Source organism: Bradyrhizobium sp. BR14999, from assembly GCF_056106085.1.
Genome location: NZ_CM148536.1, coordinates 4,390,127 through 4,413,539 on the forward strand (window position 1 = coordinate 4,390,127; position 23,413 = coordinate 4,413,539).

Genomic DNA, 23,413 nt, shown 5'->3' on the forward strand with positions numbered 1-23,413 from the left:
GATGATCCCCCAAACCGTCGCAATTTCGCGCTAGCCTTTCGGCTGGCACCGGCTTTGAGAGCCGGGCACGGAGAACGATCATGATTTTGAGTTTGCCGGTGCTCCGCCACGCGATGCTGGTGCTGGCGGTTTCGGCTTTCGGGCTCGCGGGATTGGCGCGCGCGGATGATCCGCCGCAGCCCCGCTCCGAGGCGGCGTCACCAGTCGGACAGAAGGGGGGCGGGCGTAGCGGTGGCGCGCAAAGCGCTACACCAGCTTCGCCGTCGGCGGCCGAACTGCACCGTCTGCCGCCGGATTCGACCACGAAGCAGACGCTCGAACTGCCTGGCCGAACCCTCAACTTCGCCGCAACCGCCGGCTCGATCCGGGTATTCGACGGCAAGGGCGAGCCGCTCGCTGACATCGCCGTCACCTCCTATGAACTTGATGATGCCGACCGCGCGACGCGCCCCGTGACCTTCCTGTTCAACGGCGGGCCCGGCGCGTCTTCGGCGTGGCTTCAGTTCGGCGCCGCGGGGCCGTGGCGGCTGCCGCTCGACGGCGAAGCCCTGTCGCCGTCGGCCTCGCCCGAGGTGAAGCCGAACGCGGAGACCTGGCTCGACTTCACCGATCTCGTCTTCATCGACCCTATCAGCACCGGCTACAGCCGCTTCGTTGTGAGCGGCGAGGACGCGCGCAAGTCGTTCTATTCAGTCGACGGCGACGTCAATTCGATCGCGCTCGTGATCCGTCGCTGGCTGGAGAAGCACGACCGGCTGACCTCGCCGAAATACGTCGCGGGCGAGAGCTATGGCGGCATTCGCGGACCGAAGGTGGTGCGCCAGTTGCAGCTCCAGCATGGGGTCGGCGTCAGGGGATTGATCCTTGTCTCGCCGCTGTTCGACTTCCGCGAGTTCGCCGGCACGAGCCTGCTGCAATATGTCGCGACACTGCCGAGCTATGTCGCGGTCGCGCGCGAGGCCAAGGGACCGGTCACGCGCGCCGATCTCGCCGACGTCGAGGCTTATGCGCGCGGCGAATTCCTGGCCGATCTCGTCAAGGGCGAGGCGGACAGGGAGGCGACCAACCGGCTCGCCGACAAGGTCGCCGAGCTCACCGGTATCGACCAGGCGGTGAGCCGCAGGCTCGCCGGCCGGTTCGACGTCGGTGAATTCCGCCGCGAGTTCGATCGCAAGAACGGCAAGGTGACGGGACGCTACGACGGCTCCGTGCGCGGCTTCGATCCCTATCCGGATTCCGGCAGCTCGCGCTTTGGCGACCCCTCCGGCGATGCACTGCAGGCGCCGCTCACGAGTGCCGCGGTCGACGTGCTGACACGCAAGCTCAACTGGCGGCCGGACGGGTCCTACGAAGTCCTGAACGGCAGCGTCGAGGGGCACTGGGATTTCGGCCGCGGCCTCAACCCGCCGCAATCAGTGTCGGAGCTGCGCCAGATTCTCGCCACCGACGCGAAGCTGAACGTGTTGGTCGCGCACGGCCTGTTCGATCTCGCCACGCCCTATTTCGGATCGAAGCGAGTGCTCGACCAGTTGCCGGCCTTCGTCACGCAACGCGTGAAATTCGTCGTCTATCCCGGCGGCCACATGTTCTATTCGCGCGACGGCTCGCGACAGGCGCTGCGGAGCGAGGTCGAGACGTTGATCAGGGAGTAGAGCATGATCCGGAAAAGTGCGTAGCGGTTTTCCGATAGGATCATGCTCCGGCTAAATAGGTCGGCGCTTGCGCGGCTGATATCGACGGCCGATCTCGCGGGCGACGACTTTTTCCGGCTTGACGTTGGCACCGGCGATCCAGATGTCGCTGATCCTCCCGCGCTTGTCGCGGACACGGCGGACAGGCTCGCCATGGCTGGAGTAACCGGCGGCCCAAGCGAGCTTGCCGGTGTCGCGGCCGGTGATCTCGATCTCGGCGGCATCCATGAATGGGTTATTGAACTGCGGATTGGCGACGAGCACGCGGTTGCCCGCGGGCACGAGATCAGTGGCTCCCCAGATCGTCCACCAGCGGCCGGTCCAGTCGCGCACGCGCCGGTCGGGCGCGCCGCGCGTCTTGAACACGCGCAGGATCTGCAGCGCGCCGTCCATCCAGAACGGCGCGGCGCCGTCGATGGAGTTGCTGAGGATGCTGATCGCGAGCTCGCAATCAGGAATGGAGCAGGTCCGGGAGATGTAGCCCTGGAAACCGCCACCATGGCCGAACCAGTCCCAGCCGTCGGTCTTGCCGGCGCTGATACCGAGCCCGTAATAGCCCTCGAAGCTCTGCGGGATGCGCCAATGGTGTCGCGTCATCTCGCGGCGGCTCGCGACCGAGAGCACGCTCTTTTTCGCATTGGGTGCGAGCTGCGCGAAGAAGCGGGCGGTGTCGCCGGCAGTCGCGACGAAGCCTGCGGCGGAGGCCATCGCGTGCGCGGGATTGTCGCCGGGGATCACGCAGCGCTCGCCGAACGGCACTTTTCGCGTGTGGCCGCACGCGAATGGCATGCCTTTGGCAAGGGGGGCATTCGGTTCGGTCTCACGTAAGCCGGCCGGCTCGATGATCTCGCGCTTGATCCAGGCGGGGTAAGGCTCCTTCGTCACGACCTCGATGACGAGACCGAGCAGGCCAAAACCGTGGTTGGAATATTTGAAGCGCGTGCCGGGTTCGACCGCGGTCGGCAGCTTCAATTCCGCAAGCAACTCTTTGGCGCTGAGATAGGGACGGCGGTCGATGAACTGGCCGGAATCGGCGCCGTCGCGCGTCAGTCCCGCGCTGTGCGAGAGCAGTTGCGCGATCGTCGTTTCGGCGACGCGCGGATGCAGGCCGCCGACATATTGGCCCACGGGATCGTCGAGCCGGAGCTTGCGCTGCTCGCGCAGCTTCATGATGCCGGCGGAGGTGAAGCTCTTCGAGTGCGAGGCAATGCGGAAGCGATGGCGGGGCGTGAGCTTCTCGCCGGTGTCGAGATTGGCAAGGCCGAATGCGGGCTCGGCGACGACCTCGCCGCGATGGGCGAACGCGACGATGACGCCAGGCTGTTGGATGGTCCTCAGCTGGAATTCGATCCAGGAGCTAATGTAATCGATCGCGGATCGCAGCCACGGGTCCATTGCGCACCAATTTGCGAGGGAAAGATTTGGTGCGGGAAGCTAGCCGAGAAAGTAGAACGGGCACAACCCAAAGGTTGTGCCCGTTCAATTCATTCAAAGATGCGAGGTCTCAGTAGACCGACGGCTCAGTAGACCAGCGTCGCGCCGGTCGGCTTATCGAGCGCGGAGGCGAGCGAGCGATATTCGGAGCTGTCGGTGCCGGCGAGCGAGGCGATCTTGTTGAGGTGATACTGCGCCTGTTCGCGGTTGCCCTGCTCGAGCTGCCAGAGGCCGTAATACTGCCAGGTGCGGACGTGGTTCGGATCGTCCTTCAGCGCCAGCTCGTAATAGGCCTTCGACGACTGGTAATCGCCGAGCTTGCGATAGGAGTAGCCGATCAGGTTTGCGACATCGGCGACGTCGTCGCGCTTGAGCGATTTCAGCTGGTCGATCGCGCCCGTGTAGTCGTGGCGGTCGTAGATCGCAGTATAAGCGGTGCGATAGGCCGCCAGGAATTTGGGATCGCTGACGGAGGAGCTCTTCTTCTTGCCCTTTTTGGACGAGCTGTCCGACTTCGGCGGCGAGGAGGGCTCGTCGCTGCCCGCGGCATAGGCGCTGGACAGCACCGGCGCAGCCGCCAGCGTCATGGCGACAAGTCCCGGCACAACAAGCATTGAGAGTTTGCGCATCTAAGTTCTCCGGTATGGAACGTGGCGATCCTACACGATTGCCCGAAGACCGGAACACCCATGGGGCGAAAACATTCCCGCTTCGCACGATCTATTCGTCCTGCCGCAGATGACAAACTTGTCATCGAGATGAACGGAAGCCTGCAGCGGCCTTCAGACCGGGTTCAGTGCGCGGCCCCTAGGCTCCCACCTACGATCGAAGAGGTGACGAGAGGGCGCCGCCTCAAGATCCTTCCAAGAGGAGACCACCATGTTGAAGACCATTTCCGCAGCCTTGCTCGCCGCTTCCGTGATCGCAGCCCCGGCCTTCGCCGCTGAGGCCGGCAAGACCACCACGACCGCGCCGGTGATCAAGGCGGATCAGAGCCAGACCAAGGCAGCGAACACTGCCGTCAAACCGGATGCGGGCGCCAAGGCCGACACGAAGGCTTCCGACGTCAAGGCGGACGCCAAGGTGGACACCAAGTCGAAGGCGATGAACGCCAACGCTGCCGTCACCCCCGCCGAGCACAAGTCCGTGCGCAAGCATCGCCATCACCACAAGCAGGTCACGTCCAAGGAGTCGCTGAAGGCGCAGCCGGACGTGACCAAGCCGGCGACATCGGACAAGCGCAACTGACGACTGATCTCCCGCGCGGCGGCATCCCTGGCATTGCCCCGCCGCCGCGTGCGGAATTCAGGCCCGGTCCGTTCGCCGTGCCTCGTGCGAAAGCTCGAGGTGTCGGCGGCGGGCCGGTGCGTCGTTGCGCCGCTGCAGGCGAACTCCTTTCATGCAGGGTTGGGATCGTGCGGGCTTGGGTTCGTAGAAGCTTGGGGCTAGAACATCTCCGAATCTGATCGAGCGGAGAGCGGGGCCTGTGGGGCGATTGGCGAGATGTGTGGTGATCCTGGCGTTGCCGCTGGCGCTTGCGGCATGTTTCGGCAGCGACGGTGACCGTCCAACGCTGTTGGGTGGGACCCAGGCCGGAGGGCCGCAGCCGTTTCCCGACAATTTCCGCGGCGACACGCTGGCCTTGATGCGCAGCTATCTGAACAATCCGGTCGGAGTGCGCGACGCCAGCATGGCTGATCCGGTGCAGCGCGAGGTTGGTGGGCGCCAATTCTATGTGAGCTGCCTGCACTTCACCCCGCGCGAGACTGATGGCAGCTACAAGGGCATGCGCGAACGCGCCGTGATCTTCGTCAACGGGCGGAGCGACCGCGTCGTCGATCGGACGAGCGAGCTCTGTGCCGGTGCGGTTTACGCACCCTTTCCGGAACTGGAAAAGATGACGCGGTAGCGCAAAGCCCGCCTTCATCGCCTCGTGATAGGACAGTCCGCGCCGGAGCCGCTGGATCACATTTTGGCGAGCTTTGAACGGGGCGGTTTCGTCTCGCGACAAATCCTCACGGCAGGCCCTGCGCAGGCGACGAGAGCAGCCAGCGCAAGGCGACGTGACGGAACAAAATCGCGCTGTTGCCACCCCGTCACAGTAACGAACGATCAACGTTCCGGCATCGTCGCGAAGCAACCAAATTCACGCCACGTTGTTTGCTGAGGGTCGAATTTGAAAGCACGGGGATGATCATGAAGAGGTTTTTGCTCGGAGCAGTCGCGCTGCTGGCGCTGGCCGCGCCGGCCGCTGCTGCCGACATGCAGCCGCGCACCTACACCAAGGCGCCGGCCTATACGCCGCCGCAGGTGATCTACAATTGGACCGGTTTCTACATCGGTGGCCATGTCGGCGGCGCCTTCGCCGGCGACAACAGCTTCCAGTCGAGCGATGCCCGCTTCCTCGGCGGCGTGCAGGGTGGCTTCGACTACCAGTTCGCGCCCAATTGGGTGGTGGGTATCGAGGCCCAGTATTCCTGGCTGCCGACCAACAACAACGGCGTCACGTTCCCGCTGGGCACGCAGGTGACGTCCAACACCGACCAGCTCGGGTCGGTGACCGGTCGCATTGGCTACACCTGGGGACCAACGCTGCTCTACGCCAAGGGCGGTTATGCCTGGCGCAATAACGGCCTTGGCGTGAACATCGCCGGGGTGCCGCAGACCTTCACCACCACCGGCAACAGCAAGGACGGCTACACCGTCGGCGCCGGCCTCGAATACATGTTCGCGCCGAGCTGGTCGGCGAAGGCCGAGTACCAGTATTACAACTTTGGCAGCACCACCTTCACCTCCGGCCCGGCCGACATCGTCGGCGTTCGTGGCCGGGAGGACGAGCATACCGTCAAGGTCGGTGTGAACTACCGGTTCGGCTGGGGCGGGCCGGCGGCCGCGCGCTACTGACCTACCGCTCCCGACCAGGATCTGACAAAGGCCGGCTCCCGCCGGCCTTTCGTTTGTCGGCATCTGTTCGGCGGCCTTCCGTTTGCTTTGCGTGAACCATCTGGCGCGTCATTTGCTAGCAAGCAGTGCGGGCGCGCCTTCTCACGCGCGTCATGGGGCCGGGGTAAAGCAAAAATAATTTTTGCGATTTACGGAACTCGCGCTCCGGAACGCGTTATATGAGAATTATCGGGCTGGTGGGACGACGGACATGCGTATCTTTGTGTCGGCAGTGGTGCTCTCGTGCTTCACCTGCCTGCCGTGCTCTGCACAGACAATCCTCAAATCCGAACCTCTGATGCTGGCGCCCTATGAGGTCGCCTTCGTCAAGGACGCTTCCTGTCCGTCGGGCAAGGTGCTGAAGGTCACCGGCGCGATCCGCGGGCTGCATCGCCGGAAGGCCTGCGTGGCCCTGGCAGGCGAGCAGGCGTCTCTCGCGACCGCGACCCCCTGAGAAACGCCGGTTTGGCGTCGGACCTCAATAATTCAGCTCAAGCTCCATCCTCGACTGCTGGTCGGCCTCGGCCTTGTTCTTGGCGGGGTCCTCGCCCTGGGCTGCCTGGCAGGGCGCAATCTCGTAGTCGTTGTCGAGCACCCGGCGCGGTCCCCGCTGCTCGTCGTCCGCGATCACGTCGACGACAAGGCCACTTCGCTGCGCGAGCTTCCAGACGTCGGACTCGCTCGGATAGGCCTTACTGATCTGGGCCTCGTTGCAGAACAGGGCGTAGGGCATTCTTCCCACTCCAGGAAAGCCCGTTAACGACTTTGCGGGGTGAGGGGTTCCGGCCGGCGGCCCGATCACGGCGCCGTAATCAGGGGCGGTAGGGCCCTGAGTCCTTAATGAGTCCTGAATCCCCAAAAAAAGAATCCCTGGGACTCTCCGGCCGGAATCAGCGGATGTTTTCGGCCATGACGAGCGACCTGAAAACCTCCTGCGGGCACATGCTCCTGCCCCTGACGCTGGCGCTGTTTGGCGCCTGCGCGGCCAATCTCTGGCTGGTGTGGTCCTGGCTGTAGCCCCCGGCTGGAGAGCCGGCCCTACTTTTCGGCCGGTGGACGGGGGGAGGGGTCACAGATGGCGGCGCGCAATTTGGTCAGGGTGGCCGCGCAATACTCCTCGCGCTCGCGCTCGAACCGCTCCTGATGCTTGCGGAAATTGGCAATCCGGGCCTGCATCTCGCTGCGGAAATCGCCGCTTGCCCTCGCCGGCGGGAGCTTGACGGGCTGAGGCTGCGGAGGGGGCTGGGGTGGCTCGATCTCGGCGGTGACGGCCTCGACGGCGACGATCTCGACGGTCGCCGCCGGCGAATCCGACGGCGCGCCCGGCTGAAGGACGTCATCCTTCTTGCCGGTCACCGATTGGACGAAGGCCAGTGTCTGCGCGATCAGTGCGTCGCGTTCCCTGATCCACTTCATGATCCACCTCAGTCGCGCCCCATTCCAACAAAGCGGCCGCGCCGAATCAAGGGTCCGTTTGTAAAGGGGATTGCATATTTTTCCCGATCGCCCGACAGTGGTCGAATGAATGCCGAAGACAAACGGATGGACGAAGCGGAGGGCTTGAGGCTCGTCCGCGCGTTCCTGTCGCTGCCGCCCGACAAGCGGGCGGAGGTGATCGCGTTCGTCGAGGAATTGGCGCGTGCGCATGGCCGGCCCGAAAAGGGCAAGGGGGTATCGCCGCAGTGATGGCTAGCGCTGGCGCGGATTGACGTTGGGCTCGAACGGCGCGCCGACCACTCGAACCGGTGTCTTCTGAGCGCTGACGTCGGTCGCCATCCGCTGGGCCACCTGCTTTGCAGGATCAGGTGACGGCGCCGGTTCGAACAGCGCAACTGTGCCGGCCACGGCGCCACAGCACAGCGTCACCGTTGCCAGCAGAAACATGTTTCGGTTTTCTTCCCTGATCCGCATGGATCGAGAACCCATGACGCACGTCTTTGGTTCCGATTAGACCCTATTGGAGCCGCCGCCTATAAGTCCGCCCAACGCTGCCAAGCGATGGCGACTAGCTGAAGTCCGAAAATTCCGGCGGGCCGTGTGCGCCGGGTGAGCTTGGGCGGCGGCGTATGCCCGCGGTGCCGATGCCATCATCTATAGCGCCAGCAGAAACCCCATTGCGATTGCAAACAGCACGGCCGTCATCACGATGGCCGTAACCGCACCGGCGGCGATCCTGGCTTTCTCTTTGAGCGTGATGGAACGCATCGTATGCGCATGCTACCTCATGTTGAACTCTGATCCAATCTGTGCTCAGTAACTGCGCCCGCGCTGCGCGCGGCCAACCTCCATTCCTGTAGGTCTGCCTATGAACGAGGACGTCAGCGACGGCTGGGCCGCGTCCGCGGCCGCCTGGATCGTCGAGCAGGGGCAAGATGGCGACTATGGTCGCCGCTTCGTGCTGGACGCGCCGATGAGAGAGCGCATCGAAGGGCGCGGCTTTCGCAATGCGCTCGATGTCGGCTGTGGGGAAGGGCGCTTTTGCCGCATCATGCAGCGCGCCGGCATCCGTACCACCGGCATCGATCCGACCGAGGCGCTGCTCACGCGCGCCCGCGAGCTGGACCCGGATGGCGACTATCGGCTCGGCCGCGCCGAGACGATGGAGCTCGATGCGAGCTTCGACCTGGTCGTCAGCTATCTCAGTCTGATCGACATGCCCGATCTCGGTGCGGCGATCGCCAGGATGGTGGCGGTGCTGCGCCCGGGCGGCACGCTACTGATCGCCAACCTGACGAGCTTCAACACCGCTGGCCAGCCGGACGGTTGGACGCGTGATGGCGAGGGCCCGTGGCGCTTCGCGATCGACCACTATATGCAGGAGCGGCCGATCTGGGCCGCTTGGCACGGCATCCGGATCCGGAACTGGCATCGTCCGCTCAGCACCTACATGACGCTGTTGCTCGATCACGGTCTCCAGTTGCGCCTGTTCGTCGAGCCGCAGCCAACAGGCGGCAGTCCCGAGCAGGTTGCCCGTCATCGCCGCGTGCCCTTCTTCCACGTCATGGAGTGGCAGAAGCCGGCCTGAGCGAAAAGACAGGCGATTCCGGAGGCGACGGATCGCCTGTACACTGGGCTCGCGACTTGATTTGAGCCCAGTCCGATGATCTCCAATCGTCCTCCCATGCTCGCTCACGAACGTTTCCTCGCCGACCGCGAGAATTTCGCCGGCCTCGATCTGGCCGCCCGGTTCGAGCGGATCGAGCGGACCAACCTGTGGGGCGCGGCGGCTTCGGTGTCGGGCCTCGGCTCGGAGGATCCCGCGACCGCCGCGATCCGGGAGGCGCTTGCTCCATTGCTGCAACGGCTCGGCGCGCGCTCGCTGCTCGATGCGCCCTGGGGCGATGCCGGTTGGATCGGCCGCCTGAAGCTCGATGTCGATTACATCGGTATCGACATCGTGCCGTCGCTGATCGAGGCCAACCGCCGGCGTGTGGCAGGCGGCGGGTCGTCGGGCCGGTTTCTCGTTGCCGACATCACGCGCGATGCACTGCCGCGTGCGGATGTCATTCTCTGCCTGTCTGGTGCATCTGAGCTTTGCGAATATCGATCGCGCCCTCGCGCGATTCCGGGAGAGCGGCGCGCGCTTCCTGCTGGCCACCACCTTTCCGGAATGGGATGCAAATCGCGATTGCGAGGACGGCGACTGGCGGGCGCTGAACATGGAGAAGCCGCCGTTCGACTGGCCGGCGCCGCACGCGCTGATCAACGAGCGTTGCGAGGAGGGCGGTGGCGGCTGGCGCGACAAGAGCCTCGGGCTCTGGCGGCTGGAGGATGTCCGATGATCGATGCCAGATGCAGTTGCGGTGCTGTTTCACTTTCGCTCCCGGGACCGACCAGGCTGGTCGCGGCCTGTCATTGCATCGACTGCCAGCGGCGAACCGGAGCGCCGTTCGGCGTCGGTGCGTTCTACCCTGTCGAAGACGTCACGATCTCCGGCGCGCCTAAGCAGTACGCTCGCGCCGCCGCAAGCGGCGGCGAGGTCCGCTTCTTTTTCTGCGCCGACTGCGGCTCGACGGTCTGCTGGAAGGCTGACAATCTGCCTGACATGATCGGCGTTGCCGTCGGCGCCATCGCGGATCCGGATTTTCCGGCGCCCGTCAGATCGGTGTTCGAGCAATCGAAACATGCCTGGGTCGAGATCGGTGGCGCCGGCGTCGCGCACTTCGAACAGGGCAGTGCGCGCAAGAGTTCAAGCTGAGGCACAGGCAGGTGCCGGCGCGGCCGGTGTTCGGTCAAGGACGCTGCCGATGACTTGCGTTGGACGACGCTCCTGACGTCTGTATCGGTTCACCGGGAGCACGGTCCAGTGGCGGGTGAGGCCTGGCGAGTCCTACCGTTCCGGGAGGTGCGTCGTTGCTGGCGGTACGGGTATTGACGCGCTCTAACGTGACTGTCGATGCAACCACAATGGCGATGGCCAAGGCGACAGCGGATAGGGCTAAGGCTACCCGATCATTCGGGTCCATCGCTAGACCTCCGCGAGACGGCTCTATAGCTCAAGGATAACGGCAAACCGATGGTTTAGTTCTTGCGGTGGTCGCCGATGAATAAGGAGCCGTGGCAATTGACAGGCTTCGATCCGCGGTCGCGGAGGGCGGTGGAAGCTTTGCCGCCCGGGTCGATTGCAGGTTCGACATAGCACGTCAGGCCACGACGCGGTGTCGGCTAAACCAATGGTGCCGGCTGAGGGGATTGAACCCCCGACCTTCGGTTTACAAAACCGCTGCTCTACCGCTGAGCTAAGCCGGCGACGCCTGAGAAAGCGGGCAGGGCCGGCACATGCCGGGGCCGTCCACCCGGCCGTCCACCCTTGCGCGCCGCAATATCAGACTTGGTCGGAAAGTGCCAGAACCGCGATCGTCGTCGCAAGACATGAATCAGGCGGCCTTGCGGGCCGCCTGATGGGTCGCGTTCAATGTGAGCCGCTTACTGGCAGATGTGCCGGCGGCCGTCGTCGCCCTTGAACCAGGTGCCGGGCGTGCAGACGAAGCCGTTACGCTGGGCATAGGTGCGGGTGTCCCAGCCGCGATTGTCCCACGAACGATCGTAGGCGTAGGAATTGTCCCAGGCGCGGAACGGAGCGGTTGCGATCGCGCCCGCGGTGCCGATCGCAGCACCGGCTACGCCCGCCGCGACATCGGTCGGCCAGAAGCCGGTGCGGCTCCTGTTCCAATCGTTATTCCAGTCGCCGCTGTTGGTCTGCCGATAGGACATGCGGCGATGGCGATAACCCCTGTCGGTGTACGGGTTTCCCGGTCCGAGGTTCTGGCAGTTGGCATTCGGGAACTGGGCCGAGCAGCGGGCAGGATTGTTGACCACCGCCTGTGCCATCGCGGGGCCCGCGAGAGTGGTGGTCGCGATCGCGACGGCGCCGAGGAGTTTGATGTTCATGATTGTTGGCTCCCGTTGTGGTTGAACGGGGGCTAAATGCCGAGCGCGCCGGACGTTCCGGTGAAACCGGTCGATTTTCGCAGCTGGACGGTCAAACGGATGTGAGCATACGGGTGGTTCCGGTCGGTGCGCTCGATGCCGTTAACGCTTCGCTAGTGCGCTTTGCAGCATTTGAGCAGCGCGCAATCCTTGCACATTAGGCTTACCGGAAATTGGTGAGCGGGCCTTAACCCTCTCTGCGTCGCTATCGGATAGGTTGTCGCCGGATAACCGGGGGCCTCTCATGCGCGCTGCGGCGCTCGCTGCCTTTTTGATCGGACTGCCTGCGACGGCGCTTGCCGACGGCGGCTTCGATATCGTCGTTCCCGGCCGTCCCGGCGTGCCGATCATCATCAACAACATCGACGCGTCCTATAGCGTCGTCGAGGGCGTCTGGGGCCTCGGCAAGAACCAGCAGGTGCAGCCGACGATCTATGGCGGGCGCTATATCGCCGAGCGGCAGCCCGACGACGTCGGCCACTATTATCCGACGCTGGGCCTGCGGCCCGGCTACGGCCGGCTCGAGGTCGAGCCGCCCGCGAACCGCAAATTGCCGAAGCCAGCCGAGAGCTACCACCAGAGCTGGGGCGCGTCGTCCGCGCCGCTGCCGCCGCAGATGGACGTGCCCGTCGATCCGCCGCCGGTGATCCTCGCGCCCGAGATCAACGACCATCCTCGGCGCCCTCGGCCACGGCCGCATACAGAGATCCCCGGCAAGCCGCCGGGTTAGCAAACGTGAAAAGCCACAAAACGGAAATCAACAGGAGAGAGTAATGCGTCAGATGATTTCGGGACTGGTCGCGGCGGCTGCCGTGATGTTCGTCGCTACCGCGCCCGCCGCGGCCTGCGGCTTCACCACGTGCGCGCCGGTTGCGCCGGTCTATTCCGGCTGCAACACCGGCTGCGGCGGCTATGGCTATGGCTATGGAGCATATGAGCGCCTCGCCGAGCCGACCACGCAGTATTATTACGTCAACCAGGGTCCGACCTACACCGGGCCGGGCGCCTTCGCGCCGTATCCGACCTATCGTGAAGACGCGGTCGTCGTGCCCGCCAATTATGGCTATGGTTACGGCTATCGTGCCGCTTATCGCTATCACCGCCCGTACTATCGTCCGTATCGCTACGGCTATGGCCCTCGCTACGGCTATCTGCCGCGCGTGCACTACGGCTACGGTCCGCGCTACGGCTACGCTCATCGCCACGCACCGTATTACGGCGGCCATCGCGTGCTGCGCCGCTATTACTGATCTCTGATCGGTTCAGCCGACGAGGCGCCCGTTCGCGTGATGCGGACGGGCGTTCTGCTTTTTTGGTGTGAACGTAGTGGCGATCGGCGCTTTTGGCCGTCAGCCCGCCTGCTACGGCGTGGCAGCCTTCGCTCGCTTCGCATAATGAAGTTCTAGGTTGGCTTGCCCAGCCGAAGTTCGCGAAGCGAGCGAAGGCTGGTGGGGGAGGCAGGACTCGAACCTGCGAAGCCATGAGGCGGCTGATTTACAGTCAGCTCCCTTTGCCACTCGGGACACTCCCCCGCTCGACGGCAGCACAATCGGGCCGGACCTTGCCGGCGGACCGAAGACGGCCATGGAACGTGAAGGCCGCGACAACCCGGATCGGGGCGCGACCGGGCGCGTTTATGGGCGAAGCAGTGGGGCAAAGTCAACCGAGGCGAACAGCTAAAATCGCCCTGAAGGCACCGAAATTGCCATATTCGGGGACCCGTGACACAAGCGAGCCCATGAAGGATCGAAAATTCGGCCCCAAGGGGGCTCGCGGCGGGGCTAAGCCCTTCAACAGGCCCGGGAAATCGGCCGGCCGCCCGGCCTGGCGCGACCGCGATTCGCACCCCGACGGGCCGGTCATCCTCTATGGCTGGCACACCGTCACGATGGCGCTCGCCAACCCGCAGCGGCGGATCCGCAAGCTGACGCTGACCGAGAACGCCGCAAGGCGGCTCGCGGACGAAAACATCGCAACCCGCATCGCGCCAGAGATCGTCCGGCCCCAGGAGATCGACCGTCTGCTGTCGCCAGACGCCGTGCATCAGGGCCTCCTCGCGGAAGCCGATCCGCTGCCTTCGCCTGATATCGAGACCTTGAAGCAGGAAGGCATGGTGCTAGTGCTCGACCAGATCACCGATCCACACAATGTCGGCGCGATCTTACGCTCCGCCGCGGCCTTTGCGGTGAAGGCGATCGTCACCACCGCGCGTCACAGTCCGGAAGCCACCGGCGTGCTCGCGAAGGCAGCCTCCGGTGCGCTCGAGCTCGTGCCGCTCATCACCGTACAAAACCTCGCCCGCGCGCTCACCGCGCTGAACGAGCGCGGCTTTCAGACCGTCGGGCTCGACAGCGAGGGCAGCGAAGATCTCAGCGACGTCGCGCTGCGTGAGCCGCTGGCGCTGGTGTTAGGGGCCGAAGGCAAGGGCCTCAGGCAGCTGACCCGCGAGACCTGTAGCGTGGTGGCGCGGCTCGACATGCCCGGCGAGATCAAGAGCCTCAACGTCTCCAATGCCGCCGTGCTCTCGCTCTATGTCGGCGCAAGCAGGCTCGGGCTGATGAAGCAGGGCGCGAGGTCGTAGACGACTGAAGGCAGATTTTACGCGATCATCTCTCGCACCATCGGCACGACCTTGCGCCCGTAAAGCTCGATGCTGCGCATCAGCTTCTCGTGCGGCAATGGCCCCGCCGAATACTTCAGCTGGAAACGCGAGATGCCAAGCGCCTTTGCAGTCTTGGCGATCTTGCGCGCAACGGTCTCGGGCGAGCCGACATAGAGCGAGCCGTGCTCGGCTTCGCTGACGAACTCGTCGCGGCCCATCGGCGGCCAGCCGCGTTCCTTGCCGATGCGATCGCGCATGGCCTTGTAATCGGGCCACAACTCTTCACGCGCCTGTTCGTCGGTCTCGGCGACATAGCCGGGGGAATGCACACCGATCGGCTGTGCCGGGCGGCCGAACTCCCTAGACGCGCGGTGATAGAGCTCGACGTAGGGCGCAAAGCGCGCGGGATCGCCGCCGATGATCGCGAGCATCAGGGGCAGGTCGTAATGCGCGGCGCGCACCACCGATTGCGGGCTGCCGCCGACGCCGATCCAGGTTTTCAGCGTGCCGTTCTCGACCGGCGGATAGACCAACTGATCCCGTAGCGGCGGACGCAGCTTACCTTCCCAGGTCACCGGCTGCTGCGACAAGAGCGCGGCGAACAGGTCGAGCTTCTCCTCGAACAGCTCTTCGTATTTGCGCAGGTCGAAGCCGAACAGCGGGAAGGATTCGGTGAACGAGCCGCGGCCGAGGATCACCTCGGCGCGCCCGTTCGAGAGCGCATCCACCGTCGCAAAGCGCTGGAACACGCGGATCGGATCGTCCGAGCTCAGTACCGTCACCGCAGAGCCGAGATGGATGCGCTTGGTGCGCGATGCGATGGCCGCGAGCACGGTCTCGGGGGAGGAGATCGCAAAATCGGCGCGATGGTGTTCGCCGAGGCCGATGAAGTCGAGACCGAGCTCGTCGGCCAGCACGGCTTCATCGACAATGTTGCGGATCACCTGCGCATGCGAAAGCATCGCGCCGGCGGCGTCCTTGGTGACGTCGCCAAAGGTATCCAGTCCAAATTCGAGCGGTGCGGTCATCGATGAGGTCTCTGCGGGCGCAACAGGCGCCTGTCATTGAGGGAGGGATCGTTTGCGGTGGAGCTAGGCCGCTAATGCCAGCGCAACAATGCTGCTTCGAGAAACGCACCGTTTCCTTTTTGGAGGGTGTTAGGTGCGTGTTCAGTCGGCCTCGGCGAACATCCCGACCAGCGTCTCGCGTAGCCAGCGTTGCGCCGGCACGGTGTCGTTGCGCTGGTGCCAGAACAGGCTGACGATGCGCGGCGGCGCGCGAAGCGGAAGCGGCGTGGCGTGCAGGAACGGTGCGTGCCGGGATTGCGAGCGCAGGTCGCTCGGCAGCACGGCAATCAGGTCGGACTGCCGGACGACCTCGTAGGCGGCACTGTAGTGATTGACGGTTGCGACCAGGTTGCGCGATAGGCCACGCGAGGCCAGGAAGAGATCGTAGGACGGCAAGGTCTTGCCGGCGAGACTCACATCGACGTGCCCCGCGTTGAGGAAGGTCCGCGTGCTCAGCCGTTTCTGGGCCGCGAGCGGATGGCCGCGCCGCATGAAGCAGGCATAGTCGACCGTCCAAAGCGAGCGCGAGCGGATGGCGGCCGGCTGCTGCGCTTCGTTGACATAGACGCTGAGCACGCAATCGACCCTGTTGTCCTCGAGCTGGTCGGCGATCTCGACGACAGTATTGGGCACGGTATGGACGCGCGATTTCGGCGCAACCTTGCCGAGATGGCCGAGCAGGTTCGGCATCACCAGCGAGGAGATGTAGTCCGACATCGACAGGCTGAATTCGGTCTGTGTACGTGCAGGATCGAACACCTGCTCGTCGAGCGCACCGCGCACGCTTTCCAGGGCCTCGCCGATCGGCTCCCACAGCACCACGGCGCGCTGGGTCGGGCGGATGCCGGTGCCGGCTCGCACGAACAGGGGATCGCCGAGCGCGTCGCGCAGCCGCGCGAGCGCGTTGCTGACCGCGGGCTGGGTCATCCGCAACGCATTTGCAGCGCGCGTGACGCTGCCCTCGGTCATCAGCGCCTCGAAGACTTTCAGGAGGTTGAGGTCGAGCGCGCGGAACGACACGAACATTCACCGCAGTGATATATCAAATCATAATTATAAATTATGACGATAATGTCACTTTGTCTATGGTCCCCTCCCGAGCGGCGCGCCGGGCCCGTGACAATCGAGGGGGACTTTCATGTCGATGATATCGGCGCGCATCGAGCGCCTTCCATTCGCGCGCTTCCACACGCATCTGCTGTTGATGGGCGGGCTCGGCTACATGTTCGATGCGATGGACGCGGCCGTGCTCGCGTTCATCCTGCCGGTGCTGCGCACCGCCTGGAATTTGTCGAGCGTCGAGATCGGCGTGCTCGGCAGCAGCACCTATATCGGCTTCCTGTTCGGCGCGTTGCTGGCGGGCACGCTGGGCGACCTGATAGGCCGCCGGGCGGTGATGATGTCGGCGCTGGCGCTCTATTGCGCGGCATCGATCGTGAGCGCGGCGGTCGACACATGGCCATCCTTCTTCGCCGCCCGCGTCGTCGCCGGCATGGGCACCGGTGCCGAGAGCGCGATCATCGCGCCCTATCTCGCCGAGTTCGTCGCGCGGCGCTTCCGCGGCAGCTTCACCGGCGCGCTGGCCGGCTTCTTCTCCTTCGGTTTCGTCGCGGCGGCCTTGCTCGGCTACTTCATCGTTCCCGCCTATGAGAACGGCTGGCGCATCGTGCTGGTGATCACCGCCGTGCCGGTCGTCATGCTGTTGTGGTGGCGCAGGGCGCTGCCGGAATCGCCACGCTGGCTGGAAAGCCGGGGCAGGAGCAAGGAAGCCGAAGCCGTGCTGGACAGGATCGAAGCCGGCTTCGCCCGTGAGGGTCACGCGCTGTCGCAGCCGGTTGTCGATGCGGTCAGTCCGCCCGTCGCCGGGGGAACGCTGCTGGCCAATTTCGCCGCGCTGCTCGCCGGCCGCCAGGCGCGCATCACCATCATGACCTGGATCATGTGGCTGGCGATCACCTTCAGCTATTATTCCTTCTTCGTCTGGATTCCCGGCCTTCTGGTCCAGAACGGCATGAGCATCACCAAGAGCTTCGCCTATTCGATCGCGATCTATTGCGCGCAGATACCCGGCTATTTCAGCGCCGCCTGGTTCAACGAGCGCGTTGGCCGGCAGGCGACGATCGCGTCCTACATGGTGCTCGGCGGCGCCAGCGCGCTCGGACTCGCGTTCGCGCACAGCGACCAGCAGATCATGCTCGCGGGCATCTGCCTGTCGTTCTTCATGAACGGCACCTATGCGGGCGTCTATGCCTATACGGCGGAAGTGTTTCCGACGCCGGTCAGGACCACAGGCGCCGGCCTCGCCTCCGCGATCGGCCGCATTGGCGCGATCGTCTCGCCGATCCTGGTCGGCTATCTCTATCCCAATTTCGGCTTTGCCGGCGTGTTCGGCATCACCACCAGCGTTCTGCTGATCGGCGCGCTGACCGTCGTCCTGATGGGCGTGCGGACGCGGGGCCGCTCGTTGGAAGAGATTGCGGCGGGTGAAGTCGCATGAGGAAGGCGAGACGCCAGGCCGATCCGCTGCTCTGCAATGTGGCGGCCGCGCAGGGCAGGGTGGAGCAGCCGAATGCCCTGTTCTCGGCGCTGGACGACGCGTTGAAATCGTCGATTGGGCACAAGCTGTTCACGATCCTGACCTATGACGGCGACAGCGGCGAAGCAGCGCGGGTCTATTCCAATCTCCCCGGCCCGTATCCGACCGGTGAACGCAAGCGCCTGGCGCCGGGCCCGTGGACCGAGGCCGTTCTCGATCGCGGCGAGGCCTATATCGGCCGCACGCAGGATGATTTGCGCAACGTCTTTCCCGACCACGAGCTGATCGCGTCGCTCGGCTGCGAGAGCGTGCTCAACATGCCCGTGCGCTGGCGCGGGCGCACGCTCGGCTCGCTCAACCTGCTGCACGAGGAAGCCTGGTACGGCGCGGACGACATCGCGGCGTGCCTTCCCTTTGCCCAGCTCGCGCTGCCCGCGCTGCTCATACAGTCCTGACCAGACAGGAAACGACCATGCCCAGCACCCTCTTCAAGAATGCCGCACTGCTTGATCCACTCCAGCCGGACCTGTTGGAGGGACATCACGTGCTGGTCGAGGACAATCTGATCAAGGAGGTCTCCGACCGGCCGCTCCAGGCCTCGGCCGATCGGACGATCGACCTGAAGGGCAAGACGTTGATGCCCGGCCTGATCGACCTGCACGTTCATGCGGTAGCGGTCGAGCTCAACTTGGCGCAGCAGGTGCACATGCCGAACGTGCTGGTGACGCTGCGTTCGACGCTACTGCTGCGGGGCATGCTCCGGCGGGGCTTCACCACCGTCCGCGACGCCGGCGGCGCCGGCCATGCGCTGAAACAGGCGATCGAGACCGGCCTGACCGACGGCCCGCGGCTGTTCGTCTCCGGCCGCGCGCTGAGCCAGACCGGCGGCCACGGCGACATGCGGGCGCGCTCGGACTACCTCGCCAGCGACGCGCCGTGTCCCTGCTGCGTACGTGTCGGCGCGCTGGCACGCGTTGCCGACGGCGTCGACGGCGTGCGCAAGGCGGCGCGCGAGGAGCTGCAGATGGGAGCCGACCAGATCAAGATCATGGCGTCGGGCGGCGTCGCCTCGCCAACCGATCCGGTCGGCGCCTTCGGTTACTCCGAGGACGAGATCCGCGCCATCGTCGAGGAGGCGCGCGGGCGCCAGACCTATGTGCTGGCCCATGCCTACACCGCTGCTGCCATCGCGCGCGCCGTTCGCTGCGGCGTGCGCACGATCGAACATGGCAATCTGGTCGATGCTCCGACCGCGAGCTTGATGGCCGAGAAGGGCGCCTATGTGGTGCCGACGCTCGTCACCTATGAGGCGCTGGCGAACGAGGGCGCCCAATACGGTTTGCCGCCCGAGAGCGTGGCCAAGATCGCCGATGTTCGCGACGCCGGTCTGCGTTCGCTCGCGGTCTACCGCGATGCCGGCGTGAAGATGGGGTTCGGCAGCGACTTGCTGGGACCGTCCCAGCGTCTCCAGAGCGACGAATTCCGCATCCGCGCCGAGATACTCGGGCCGCGCGCCACCATCGCCAGCGCGACCTTGATCGGCGCCGAGGTGCTCGGCATGGAGGGCAAGCTCGGCCGGATCGTGCCCGAGGCCATCGCGGACCTGCTGGTGGTCGACGGCAATCCGCTGCGCGACGTTTCCTGCCTGCTCGGCCAGGGCGAGTACATTCCGATGGTGATGAAGGCGGGCAAGGTCCAGTTCGACAGGCTGAACGCGTAACCACTACCGCCACATCCCGCGCATCCTCGCCCCGATATCGATCTTCGGGCCCTGCGCCGCGGTGCGGGCCGCGCCGGCAGCGGCCTTCGGCCAGGCGGTGCGCTCGAACAGATAGACCAGCTGCTCCGGGATGAAGCGGGTGCGCGAGGCGTAGACGTGGCGGTCACCCTTGGCGGCCTGGCCGTGGACGAAGAAGCGCTGAGGAACGACGAGGTGGAGATCGTCCTTGGCGCGCGTCATCGCGACATAGAGCAGGCGGCGCTCCTCCTCGAGCTCGGCGCTGGTGCCGGCGCCGAGGTCGGACGGCATGCAGCCATCGACGACGTTGAGCACGAACACCGACTTCCATTCCTGGCCCTTGGCGGAATGGATGGTGGAGAGGATCAGGTAGTCCTCGTCGCGCAAGGGCGGACCGGATTTGTCGCTGGTCGCATCCGGGGGATCGAGCGTGAGCTCGGTCAAAAATTTCTCGCGCGAGGCATAGCCGCTCGCGATCTGCTCGAGCTGCATCAAATCGGCGCGCCGCGTCTCGGCGTCCTCGTGGATGCGGTCGAGATGCGGCTCGTACCACAGCCGCACGCGTTCGAGATCAACAGGCCATTCCGAGTAGCGCAAATTCTGGGTCGTGCGGACGAAGTCGGTCCAATCAACGCCGGCGCGAGCTGGCGCCGGGAGCAGGCCGAGCGCGGCGAGCGGATCGGTGCTTTCCGCCATCTGGTCGAGCACGCGCTGCGCGGTGGCGGGTCCGATGCCCGGCAACAGATGGAGGATGCGGAAACCCGCGACGCGGTCGCGCGGATTTTCCGCGAAGCGCAAGAGGGCCAGCACGTCCTTGACGTGAGCTGCGTCGAGGAATTTCAGCCCGCCGAACTTGACGAAGGGGATGTTGCGGCGGGTCAGCTCGATCTCCAGCGGGCCGGAATGCGAGGAAGTTCGGAACAGCACCGCCTGGTGCTTCAAGAGCGCGCCTTGCTCGCGATTGGCGAGCACCTGTTCGACGATGTAGCGGGCTTGGTCGGCCTCGTCGTGCACGGTGACGAGCTGCGGCTTGTGCGACGAGGTGCGGTCGGTCCAGAGGTTCTTGGTGAAGCGCTCACGCGCAAGGCCGATGACGCCGTTGGCTGCCGCCAGCACCGCTTGGGTCGAGCGGTAGTTGCGGTCGAGCGTGATCATCTCGGCGCGGGGCGAGAAGCTCTGCGGAAAATCCAGGATGTTGCGCACGGTGGCGGCGCGGAACGAATAGATCGACTGCGCGTCGTCGCCGACCACGGTGAGCCCGCGGCCATCAGGTTTCAGCGCCAGCAGGATCGAGGATTGCAGGCGGTTGGTGTCCTGGTATTCGTCGACCAGCACGTGATCGAAGCGGCCGCCGATCTCTTCCGCGATCAGCGCATCGCTCATCATCTGCGACCAGTAGAGGAGAAGATCGTCGTAATCGAGCACGTGCTGGGCCTGCTTGGCCTCGACATAAGCCGCGAACAGGCCTTTCAGCTCGGCGGCCCAACCGGCGCACCAGGGATAGTGCACCCCTAACACCTTCTCGATCTCCATCTCGGCATTGACGCAGCGCGAGTAGATCGACAGGCACGTGCCCTTGGCGGGGAAGCGGCTCTCGGTCTTCGACAACCCGCGCTCGTGCCGGACCAGGTTCATCAGGTCGGCGGAGTCCTCGCGGTCGTGGATGGTGAAGGCGGGATCGACGCCGATGCGCTCTGCATATTCGCGCAAGAGCCGCGCGCCGATGCCGTGGAAGGTGCCGGCCCAGGTGAGCGCATCGCGCATGATCGCGGCGTTGTTCTCGCCCAGCACTTTTCGGGCGATGCGTTCCACGCGGCCGGCCATCTCGGCCGCGGCGCGGCGGGAGAACGTCATCAACAGGATGCGGCGCGGATCGGCGCCGGCGACGATCAGATGCGCGACGCGGTGGGCGAGCGTGTTGGTCTTGCCGGAGCCGGCGCCGGCAATGACGAGCAGCGGGGCGCCCACGGTCGCGCCTTCGGCCACGCCATGCTCGACGGCGCGGCGCTGCTCCGCATTGAGCGTGTCCAGATATGTCGCCACGAATCGCCCCGGTGAAAGGGGGAGAGTCGGCGATCCCGTCGCGAATCGCAATGCAGCTGGACGAAACCGGGTTTAGGATTTAGGGGGAAAGACGGCCCGAAGTTCCAGCCCGAGAAACGCGTCCCTGGCATGACCGAGCTCAAGCCCGACCAGTTCGAGATGCGGCGGCTGGAATCGCTCAGCAACACCATTTTTGGTGTCGCCATGACGCTGCTCGCCTACGACCTGCCCAAGGCCGCGGTGTTCACCAGTGCGCCCGGCTGGAGCGATCTTGCCCATGTCTATTCCGGCAAGCTCGCCGGCTTTGCGCTCAGCTTCATCATCGCCGGCGTGTTCTGGATCAGCCATCACCGGCGCCTGGCGCGCCAGCCGGTCGGCAGCCGCGGCGCGGTGATCCTGAATTTGTTCTTCCTGCTCTCGATCGTGCTGCTGCCGGTGACCAACGGTCTCTACACCAATTATGGCATGAGCAACGCGGTGGCGGTGCTCTACGGCCTGCACCTGACCGCGATCGCCGGCCTCAATGCCTGGCTGTGGTGGACCATCCTCGGCGGCTGGCGTCACGAGATCATGGCCTCGATGTTTCCGCTGCTCGTGTTCATTCCGGGCACGATCGTTGCCGCGTTCGCGCCGCATGTCGCGCCCTTCGTGTGGTTCATCGCCTTTGGCGGGCTCGTGATCCAGCGCTTCACCATCGCGCGAGCCGCGCCGGACGCGTAAGGCAGCACTCACCCCGATGTCGCGCCGAACCCGGCGGCCGGCACGTAAAGCTTGACCGGACGGATTTCGTAGACTGCCGTCGGGTTGACCGCACGCAGCTTCCGCGCCGCCGCGATCGCCTCATCCTCGCTGGCGCATTCCATCAGGTGAAAGCCCAGAAGCTGCTCCTTGGTCTCGGCAAATGGGCCGTCCAGCACCATGCCCGCACCGGGGCCCCGCAAGGTGCGGGCCTTTCGGGTCTCGTCCAGACGGGCTGCCGGCCCAAACTGTCCGCTCGCCCTCAGGGGCGCCTGAACCTCGATGACTTTGGCGACGACCGCGGCGTCCTCCTCGGGCGTCCAGGACAAGACCTCGTCTTCCACGTGATAGGCCAGGATGGCGTACAGCATCGTCACCTCTTTTTTCTACGCAAGCCCCAAGGACGTAGCACGGCAGCCCGTGCCGACAATCCCGAAGCAAAATATTGCGCGGCCGGCAAGCGACGAAACCGTCCTGAAACCCGATTGCGGCCGTGCCGTGTGAACGCCGCCGGAAGCGGTTGCGACTGATGACCACAAACAACAAGGTTATTGCTGGAGGCGGCTATGTCGGGTCACACCATCAAGATCATCTGCGACGCGCGTCGGGCGGGGCAATCGGAGCCGGCCGATCTGCACGACCAGGCCGGCCATCACCGCTATTACGGCAGCTCGGCCGAGAACGGCGGCGAGCGGATCGTGGAGAGCCGGCGCGGCAAACGCCCGCGTGCGTTCAACATCTGCGGCTTCTAAAGCCGTCGATGAGACCGTGGTTCAACATGGCCGTGCTGCAAATATCGATTGCGGCGATGCCGTTCCTGCTCTCGCTGGCGAGCCGGACCGGCAAGGCGATCGCGCCGTGCTTGCTTGCGAGCATCTTCACTGTGCTCCTCGGCGAGGAACCTCATCGCGCGGTCATGGCCTGGTGCGTCGGCATGCTGATCGCCGCCGTCGCCCTGCGCGAGCGGCTTCGCGCGAGCTGAGCCGGTGGGCGGTCTCGACCCTCGATTAGACAAATCGCAAAAGAAAAGGCGCGGCGGAGAGTGCCCCGTCGCGCCCGATTTCTTGCTCGCTGGTCCAGGGCTGAGAGCGCCCCGATGCCAAGCTTTGTCTAGAGCTTAGCGGGCGATCCCAGCGAGGTGACAGCGCTTGAGATAAGACACTGGATCACCTCCTTTCGTTGGTTTCGGGA

General features: G+C 65.1%; 27 protein-coding genes, 2 tRNA genes and 1 pseudogene. 18 read left to right on the plus strand and 12 right to left on the minus strand.

Going from position 1 to position 23,413, the window contains the following annotated elements; translation table 11 throughout:
- Nucleotides 1-80 precede the first annotated feature (80 nt).
- Nucleotides 81-1,652, plus strand: a complete 1,572-nt coding sequence (locus ACR9YP_RS20190; protein WP_474220960.1) for a S10 family peptidase — start codon at nt 81-83, stop codon at nt 1,650-1,652.
- Between the two features lie 51 nt (nt 1,653-1,703).
- Here the strand turns inward: ACR9YP_RS20190 and ACR9YP_RS20195 are convergent, their stop codons facing one another.
- Both ACR9YP_RS20195 and ACR9YP_RS20200 read right to left on the minus strand, forming a co-directional pair.
- Nucleotides 1,704-3,086 carry a serine hydrolase domain-containing protein gene (locus ACR9YP_RS20195; protein ID WP_474220961.1) on the minus strand — a complete coding sequence of 461 codons (1,383 nt, stop codon included), beginning with the start codon at nt 3,084-3,086 and terminating at the stop codon, nt 1,704-1,706.
- 125 nt (nt 3,087-3,211) lie between these two features.
- Nucleotides 3,212-3,754 (minus strand): tetratricopeptide repeat protein, encoded by a 543-nt coding sequence (locus tag ACR9YP_RS20200; protein ID WP_370985570.1) that lies wholly within the window; start codon nt 3,752-3,754, stop codon nt 3,212-3,214.
- Nucleotides 3,755-4,004: 250 nt separating this feature from the next.
- Here ACR9YP_RS20200 and ACR9YP_RS20205 point away from each other — a divergent pair, with 250 nt between their 5' ends.
- The 4 genes from ACR9YP_RS20205 (at nt 4,005) to ACR9YP_RS20220 (ending at nt 6,522) form a co-directional block, all read left to right on the plus strand.
- Nucleotides 4,005-4,373 carry a His-rich protein BRANT gene (locus ACR9YP_RS20205; RefSeq protein WP_474220962.1) on the plus strand — a complete coding sequence of 123 codons (369 nt, stop codon included), beginning with the start codon at nt 4,005-4,007 and terminating at the stop codon, nt 4,371-4,373.
- A 265-nt stretch (nt 4,374-4,638) separates the two neighbouring features.
- A complete protein-coding gene (locus tag ACR9YP_RS20210; protein ID WP_128940612.1) occupies nt 4,639-5,034 on the plus strand; it encodes a hypothetical protein in 396 nt (131 codons plus the stop codon).
- A gap of 287 nt (nt 5,035-5,321) precedes the next feature.
- Nucleotides 5,322-6,029, plus strand: a complete 708-nt coding sequence (locus tag ACR9YP_RS20215; RefSeq protein ID WP_370985572.1) for an outer membrane protein — start codon at nt 5,322-5,324, stop codon at nt 6,027-6,029.
- Nucleotides 6,030-6,279: 250 nt separating this feature from the next.
- Complete coding sequence (locus tag ACR9YP_RS20220; protein ID WP_027560017.1) at nt 6,280-6,522, plus strand: DUF6719 family protein; 243 nt, start codon at nt 6,280-6,282, stop codon at nt 6,520-6,522.
- Between the two features lie 24 nt (nt 6,523-6,546).
- Here the strand turns inward: ACR9YP_RS20220 and ACR9YP_RS20225 are convergent, their stop codons facing one another.
- Together ACR9YP_RS20225 and ACR9YP_RS20230 are read right to left on the minus strand one after the other, a co-directional pair.
- On the minus strand, nt 6,547-6,801 hold the full coding sequence (locus ACR9YP_RS20225) for a hypothetical protein (protein ID WP_128933048.1): 255 nt from the start codon (nt 6,799-6,801) through the stop codon (nt 6,547-6,549).
- A 305-nt stretch (nt 6,802-7,106) separates the two neighbouring features.
- A complete protein-coding gene (locus tag ACR9YP_RS20230; RefSeq protein WP_474220963.1) occupies nt 7,107-7,484 on the minus strand; it encodes a hypothetical protein in 378 nt (125 codons plus the stop codon).
- 126 nt (nt 7,485-7,610) lie between these two features.
- On the opposite strand from ACR9YP_RS20230, the gene ACR9YP_RS20235 reads away from it, so the two are divergent.
- Nucleotides 7,611-7,754 carry a hypothetical protein gene (locus tag ACR9YP_RS20235; protein WP_474220964.1) on the plus strand — a complete coding sequence of 48 codons (144 nt, stop codon included), beginning with the start codon at nt 7,611-7,613 and terminating at the stop codon, nt 7,752-7,754.
- A gap of 3 nt (nt 7,755-7,757) precedes the next feature.
- On the opposite strand, the gene ACR9YP_RS20240 is transcribed toward ACR9YP_RS20235, so the two are convergent.
- Nucleotides 7,758-7,952: a hypothetical protein gene (locus tag ACR9YP_RS20240; protein ID WP_438107412.1), complete on the minus strand. Its 195-nt coding sequence runs from the start codon at nt 7,950-7,952 to the stop codon at nt 7,758-7,760.
- 421 nt (nt 7,953-8,373) lie between these two features.
- Between ACR9YP_RS20240 and ACR9YP_RS20245 the strand changes: the two genes are divergently transcribed.
- From ACR9YP_RS20245 to ACR9YP_RS20255, 3 genes and pseudogenes are all read left to right on the plus strand, one after another.
- Nucleotides 8,374-9,093: a class I SAM-dependent methyltransferase gene (locus tag ACR9YP_RS20245; protein ID WP_474220965.1), complete on the plus strand. Its 720-nt coding sequence runs from the start codon at nt 8,374-8,376 to the stop codon at nt 9,091-9,093.
- A gap of 75 nt (nt 9,094-9,168) precedes the next feature.
- Nucleotides 9,169-9,850 (plus strand): annotated as a pseudogene (locus tag ACR9YP_RS20250) (class I SAM-dependent methyltransferase).
- The gene (locus tag ACR9YP_RS20255) at nt 9,847-10,266 is read left to right on the plus strand and encodes a GFA family protein (protein ID WP_438107416.1); all 420 of its coding nucleotides are present in this window, start codon (nt 9,847-9,849) and stop codon (nt 10,264-10,266) included. Before ACR9YP_RS20250 ends, ACR9YP_RS20255 begins: the two are co-directional and overlap by 4 nt.
- 476 nt (nt 10,267-10,742) lie before the next feature.
- On the opposite strand, the gene ACR9YP_RS20260 is transcribed toward ACR9YP_RS20255, so the two are convergent.
- A tRNA-Thr gene (locus ACR9YP_RS20260) sits at nt 10,743-10,817 on the minus strand.
- A gap of 177 nt (nt 10,818-10,994) precedes the next feature.
- Nucleotides 10,995-11,459: a hypothetical protein gene (locus tag ACR9YP_RS20265; RefSeq protein WP_128933053.1), complete on the minus strand. Its 465-nt coding sequence runs from the start codon at nt 11,457-11,459 to the stop codon at nt 10,995-10,997.
- 283 nt (nt 11,460-11,742) lie between these two features.
- Between ACR9YP_RS20265 and ACR9YP_RS20270 the strand changes: the two genes are divergently transcribed.
- Both ACR9YP_RS20270 and ACR9YP_RS20275 read left to right on the plus strand, forming a co-directional pair.
- Nucleotides 11,743-12,228, plus strand: coding sequence for a hypothetical protein (locus ACR9YP_RS20270; RefSeq protein WP_438107418.1), 486 nt, complete (start codon nt 11,743-11,745; stop codon nt 12,226-12,228).
- Between the two features lie 43 nt (nt 12,229-12,271).
- Nucleotides 12,272-12,748, plus strand: a complete 477-nt coding sequence (locus ACR9YP_RS20275; protein WP_438107420.1) for a hypothetical protein — start codon at nt 12,272-12,274, stop codon at nt 12,746-12,748.
- Between the two features lie 196 nt (nt 12,749-12,944).
- Here the strand turns inward: ACR9YP_RS20275 and ACR9YP_RS20280 are convergent.
- Nucleotides 12,945-13,030: transfer RNA gene (locus ACR9YP_RS20280), tRNA-Tyr, on the minus strand.
- Between the two features lie 206 nt (nt 13,031-13,236).
- Between ACR9YP_RS20280 and rlmB the strand changes: the two genes are divergently transcribed.
- Nucleotides 13,237-14,079 carry a 23S rRNA (guanosine(2251)-2'-O)-methyltransferase RlmB gene (gene rlmB, locus ACR9YP_RS20285; protein WP_165405178.1) on the plus strand — a complete coding sequence of 281 codons (843 nt, stop codon included), beginning with the start codon at nt 13,237-13,239 and terminating at the stop codon, nt 14,077-14,079.
- 17 nt (nt 14,080-14,096) lie between these two features.
- On the opposite strand, the gene ACR9YP_RS20290 is transcribed toward rlmB, so the two are convergent.
- Nucleotides 14,097-15,128, minus strand: coding sequence for an LLM class flavin-dependent oxidoreductase (locus ACR9YP_RS20290; protein ID WP_474220966.1), 1,032 nt, complete (start codon nt 15,126-15,128; stop codon nt 14,097-14,099).
- 141 nt (nt 15,129-15,269) lie between these two features.
- The gene (locus ACR9YP_RS20295; RefSeq protein ID WP_474220967.1) at nt 15,270-16,193 is read right to left on the minus strand and encodes a LysR family transcriptional regulator; all 924 of its coding nucleotides are present in this window, start codon (nt 16,191-16,193) and stop codon (nt 15,270-15,272) included.
- A 112-nt stretch (nt 16,194-16,305) separates the two neighbouring features.
- Here ACR9YP_RS20295 and ACR9YP_RS20300 point away from each other — a divergent pair, with 112 nt between their 5' ends.
- Genes ACR9YP_RS20300 through ACR9YP_RS20310 form a run of 3 tightly spaced genes read left to right on the plus strand, consistent with a single transcriptional unit; the run spans nt 16,306 to nt 19,423 of the window.
- On the plus strand, nt 16,306-17,664 hold the full coding sequence (locus tag ACR9YP_RS20300; protein WP_091889325.1) for an MFS transporter: 1,359 nt from the start codon (nt 16,306-16,308) through the stop codon (nt 17,662-17,664).
- Entirely contained in the window at nt 17,661-18,158 is a 498-nt protein-coding gene (locus ACR9YP_RS20305) for a GAF domain-containing protein (protein ID WP_438107424.1), read from the plus strand. Before ACR9YP_RS20300 ends, ACR9YP_RS20305 begins: the two co-directional genes overlap by 4 nt.
- A gap of 17 nt (nt 18,159-18,175) precedes the next feature.
- Nucleotides 18,176-19,423, plus strand: coding sequence for a metal-dependent hydrolase family protein (locus tag ACR9YP_RS20310; RefSeq protein WP_474220968.1), 1,248 nt, complete (start codon nt 18,176-18,178; stop codon nt 19,421-19,423).
- Between the two features lie 3 nt (nt 19,424-19,426).
- On the opposite strand, the gene ACR9YP_RS20315 is transcribed toward ACR9YP_RS20310, so the two are convergent.
- Nucleotides 19,427-21,484: an ATP-dependent helicase gene (locus ACR9YP_RS20315; protein WP_474220969.1), complete on the minus strand. Its 2,058-nt coding sequence runs from the start codon at nt 21,482-21,484 to the stop codon at nt 19,427-19,429.
- A gap of 129 nt (nt 21,485-21,613) precedes the next feature.
- Here ACR9YP_RS20315 and ACR9YP_RS20320 point away from each other — a divergent pair, with 129 nt between their 5' ends.
- Entirely contained in the window at nt 21,614-22,204 is a 591-nt protein-coding gene (locus ACR9YP_RS20320) for a TMEM175 family protein (RefSeq protein WP_474220971.1), read from the plus strand.
- 8 nt (nt 22,205-22,212) lie between these two features.
- Here the strand turns inward: ACR9YP_RS20320 and ACR9YP_RS20325 are convergent, their stop codons facing one another.
- Nucleotides 22,213-22,593: a YciI family protein gene (locus ACR9YP_RS20325; protein WP_474220973.1), complete on the minus strand. Its 381-nt coding sequence runs from the start codon at nt 22,591-22,593 to the stop codon at nt 22,213-22,215.
- A 195-nt stretch (nt 22,594-22,788) separates the two neighbouring features.
- On the opposite strand from ACR9YP_RS20325, the gene ACR9YP_RS20330 reads away from it, so the two are divergent.
- Together ACR9YP_RS20330 and ACR9YP_RS20335 are read left to right on the plus strand one after the other, a co-directional pair.
- Nucleotides 22,789-22,974, plus strand: a complete 186-nt coding sequence (locus tag ACR9YP_RS20330) for a hypothetical protein (RefSeq protein WP_438107430.1) — start codon at nt 22,789-22,791, stop codon at nt 22,972-22,974.
- Between the two features lie 26 nt (nt 22,975-23,000).
- Nucleotides 23,001-23,204, plus strand: a complete 204-nt coding sequence (locus tag ACR9YP_RS20335; RefSeq protein WP_438110684.1) for a hypothetical protein — start codon at nt 23,001-23,003, stop codon at nt 23,202-23,204.
- Nucleotides 23,205-23,413 lie beyond the last annotated feature (209 nt).

What these genes read in the sequence shown, in the direction of transcription:
- ACR9YP_RS20190 (WP_474220960.1), top strand. Translation starts at nt 81, where the DNA reads ATGATTTTGAGTTTGCCGGTGCTCCGCCACGCGATGCTGGTGCTGGCG.
- ACR9YP_RS20195 (WP_474220961.1), bottom strand. Translation starts at nt 3,086, where the DNA reads ATGGACCCGTGGCTGCGATCCGCGATCGATTACATTAGCTCCTGGATC.
- ACR9YP_RS20200 (WP_370985570.1), bottom strand. Translation starts at nt 3,754, where the DNA reads ATGCGCAAACTCTCAATGCTTGTTGTGCCGGGACTTGTCGCCATGACG.
- ACR9YP_RS20205 (WP_474220962.1), top strand. Translation starts at nt 4,005, where the DNA reads ATGTTGAAGACCATTTCCGCAGCCTTGCTCGCCGCTTCCGTGATCGCA.
- ACR9YP_RS20215 (WP_370985572.1), top strand. Translation starts at nt 5,322, where the DNA reads ATGAAGAGGTTTTTGCTCGGAGCAGTCGCGCTGCTGGCGCTGGCCGCG.
- ACR9YP_RS20220 (WP_027560017.1), top strand. Translation starts at nt 6,280, where the DNA reads ATGCGTATCTTTGTGTCGGCAGTGGTGCTCTCGTGCTTCACCTGCCTG.
- ACR9YP_RS20225 (WP_128933048.1), bottom strand. Translation starts at nt 6,801, where the DNA reads ATGCCCTACGCCCTGTTCTGCAACGAGGCCCAGATCAGTAAGGCCTAT.
- ACR9YP_RS20230 (WP_474220963.1), bottom strand. Translation starts at nt 7,484, where the DNA reads ATGAAGTGGATCAGGGAACGCGACGCACTGATCGCGCAGACACTGGCC.
- ACR9YP_RS20235 (WP_474220964.1), top strand. Translation starts at nt 7,611, where the DNA reads ATGGACGAAGCGGAGGGCTTGAGGCTCGTCCGCGCGTTCCTGTCGCTG.
- ACR9YP_RS20240 (WP_438107412.1), bottom strand. Translation starts at nt 7,952, where the DNA reads ATGTTTCTGCTGGCAACGGTGACGCTGTGCTGTGGCGCCGTGGCCGGC.
- ACR9YP_RS20245 (WP_474220965.1), top strand. Translation starts at nt 8,374, where the DNA reads ATGAACGAGGACGTCAGCGACGGCTGGGCCGCGTCCGCGGCCGCCTGG.
- ACR9YP_RS20255 (WP_438107416.1), top strand. Translation starts at nt 9,847, where the DNA reads ATGATCGATGCCAGATGCAGTTGCGGTGCTGTTTCACTTTCGCTCCCG.
- ACR9YP_RS20265 (WP_128933053.1), bottom strand. Translation starts at nt 11,459, where the DNA reads ATGAACATCAAACTCCTCGGCGCCGTCGCGATCGCGACCACCACTCTC.
- ACR9YP_RS20270 (WP_438107418.1), top strand. Translation starts at nt 11,743, where the DNA reads ATGCGCGCTGCGGCGCTCGCTGCCTTTTTGATCGGACTGCCTGCGACG.
- ACR9YP_RS20275 (WP_438107420.1), top strand. Translation starts at nt 12,272, where the DNA reads ATGCGTCAGATGATTTCGGGACTGGTCGCGGCGGCTGCCGTGATGTTC.
- rlmB (WP_165405178.1), top strand. Translation starts at nt 13,237, where the DNA reads ATGAAGGATCGAAAATTCGGCCCCAAGGGGGCTCGCGGCGGGGCTAAG.
- ACR9YP_RS20290 (WP_474220966.1), bottom strand. Translation starts at nt 15,128, where the DNA reads ATGACCGCACCGCTCGAATTTGGACTGGATACCTTTGGCGACGTCACC.
- ACR9YP_RS20295 (WP_474220967.1), bottom strand. Translation starts at nt 16,193, where the DNA reads ATGTTCGTGTCGTTCCGCGCGCTCGACCTCAACCTCCTGAAAGTCTTC.
- ACR9YP_RS20300 (WP_091889325.1), top strand. Translation starts at nt 16,306, where the DNA reads ATGTCGATGATATCGGCGCGCATCGAGCGCCTTCCATTCGCGCGCTTC.
- ACR9YP_RS20305 (WP_438107424.1), top strand. Translation starts at nt 17,661, where the DNA reads ATGAGGAAGGCGAGACGCCAGGCCGATCCGCTGCTCTGCAATGTGGCG.
- ACR9YP_RS20310 (WP_474220968.1), top strand. Translation starts at nt 18,176, where the DNA reads ATGCCCAGCACCCTCTTCAAGAATGCCGCACTGCTTGATCCACTCCAG.
- ACR9YP_RS20320 (WP_474220971.1), top strand. Translation starts at nt 21,614, where the DNA reads ATGACCGAGCTCAAGCCCGACCAGTTCGAGATGCGGCGGCTGGAATCG.
- ACR9YP_RS20325 (WP_474220973.1), bottom strand. Translation starts at nt 22,593, where the DNA reads ATGCTGTACGCCATCCTGGCCTATCACGTGGAAGACGAGGTCTTGTCC.
- ACR9YP_RS20330 (WP_438107430.1), top strand. Translation starts at nt 22,789, where the DNA reads ATGTCGGGTCACACCATCAAGATCATCTGCGACGCGCGTCGGGCGGGG.
- ACR9YP_RS20335 (WP_438110684.1), top strand. Translation starts at nt 23,001, where the DNA reads ATGGCCGTGCTGCAAATATCGATTGCGGCGATGCCGTTCCTGCTCTCG.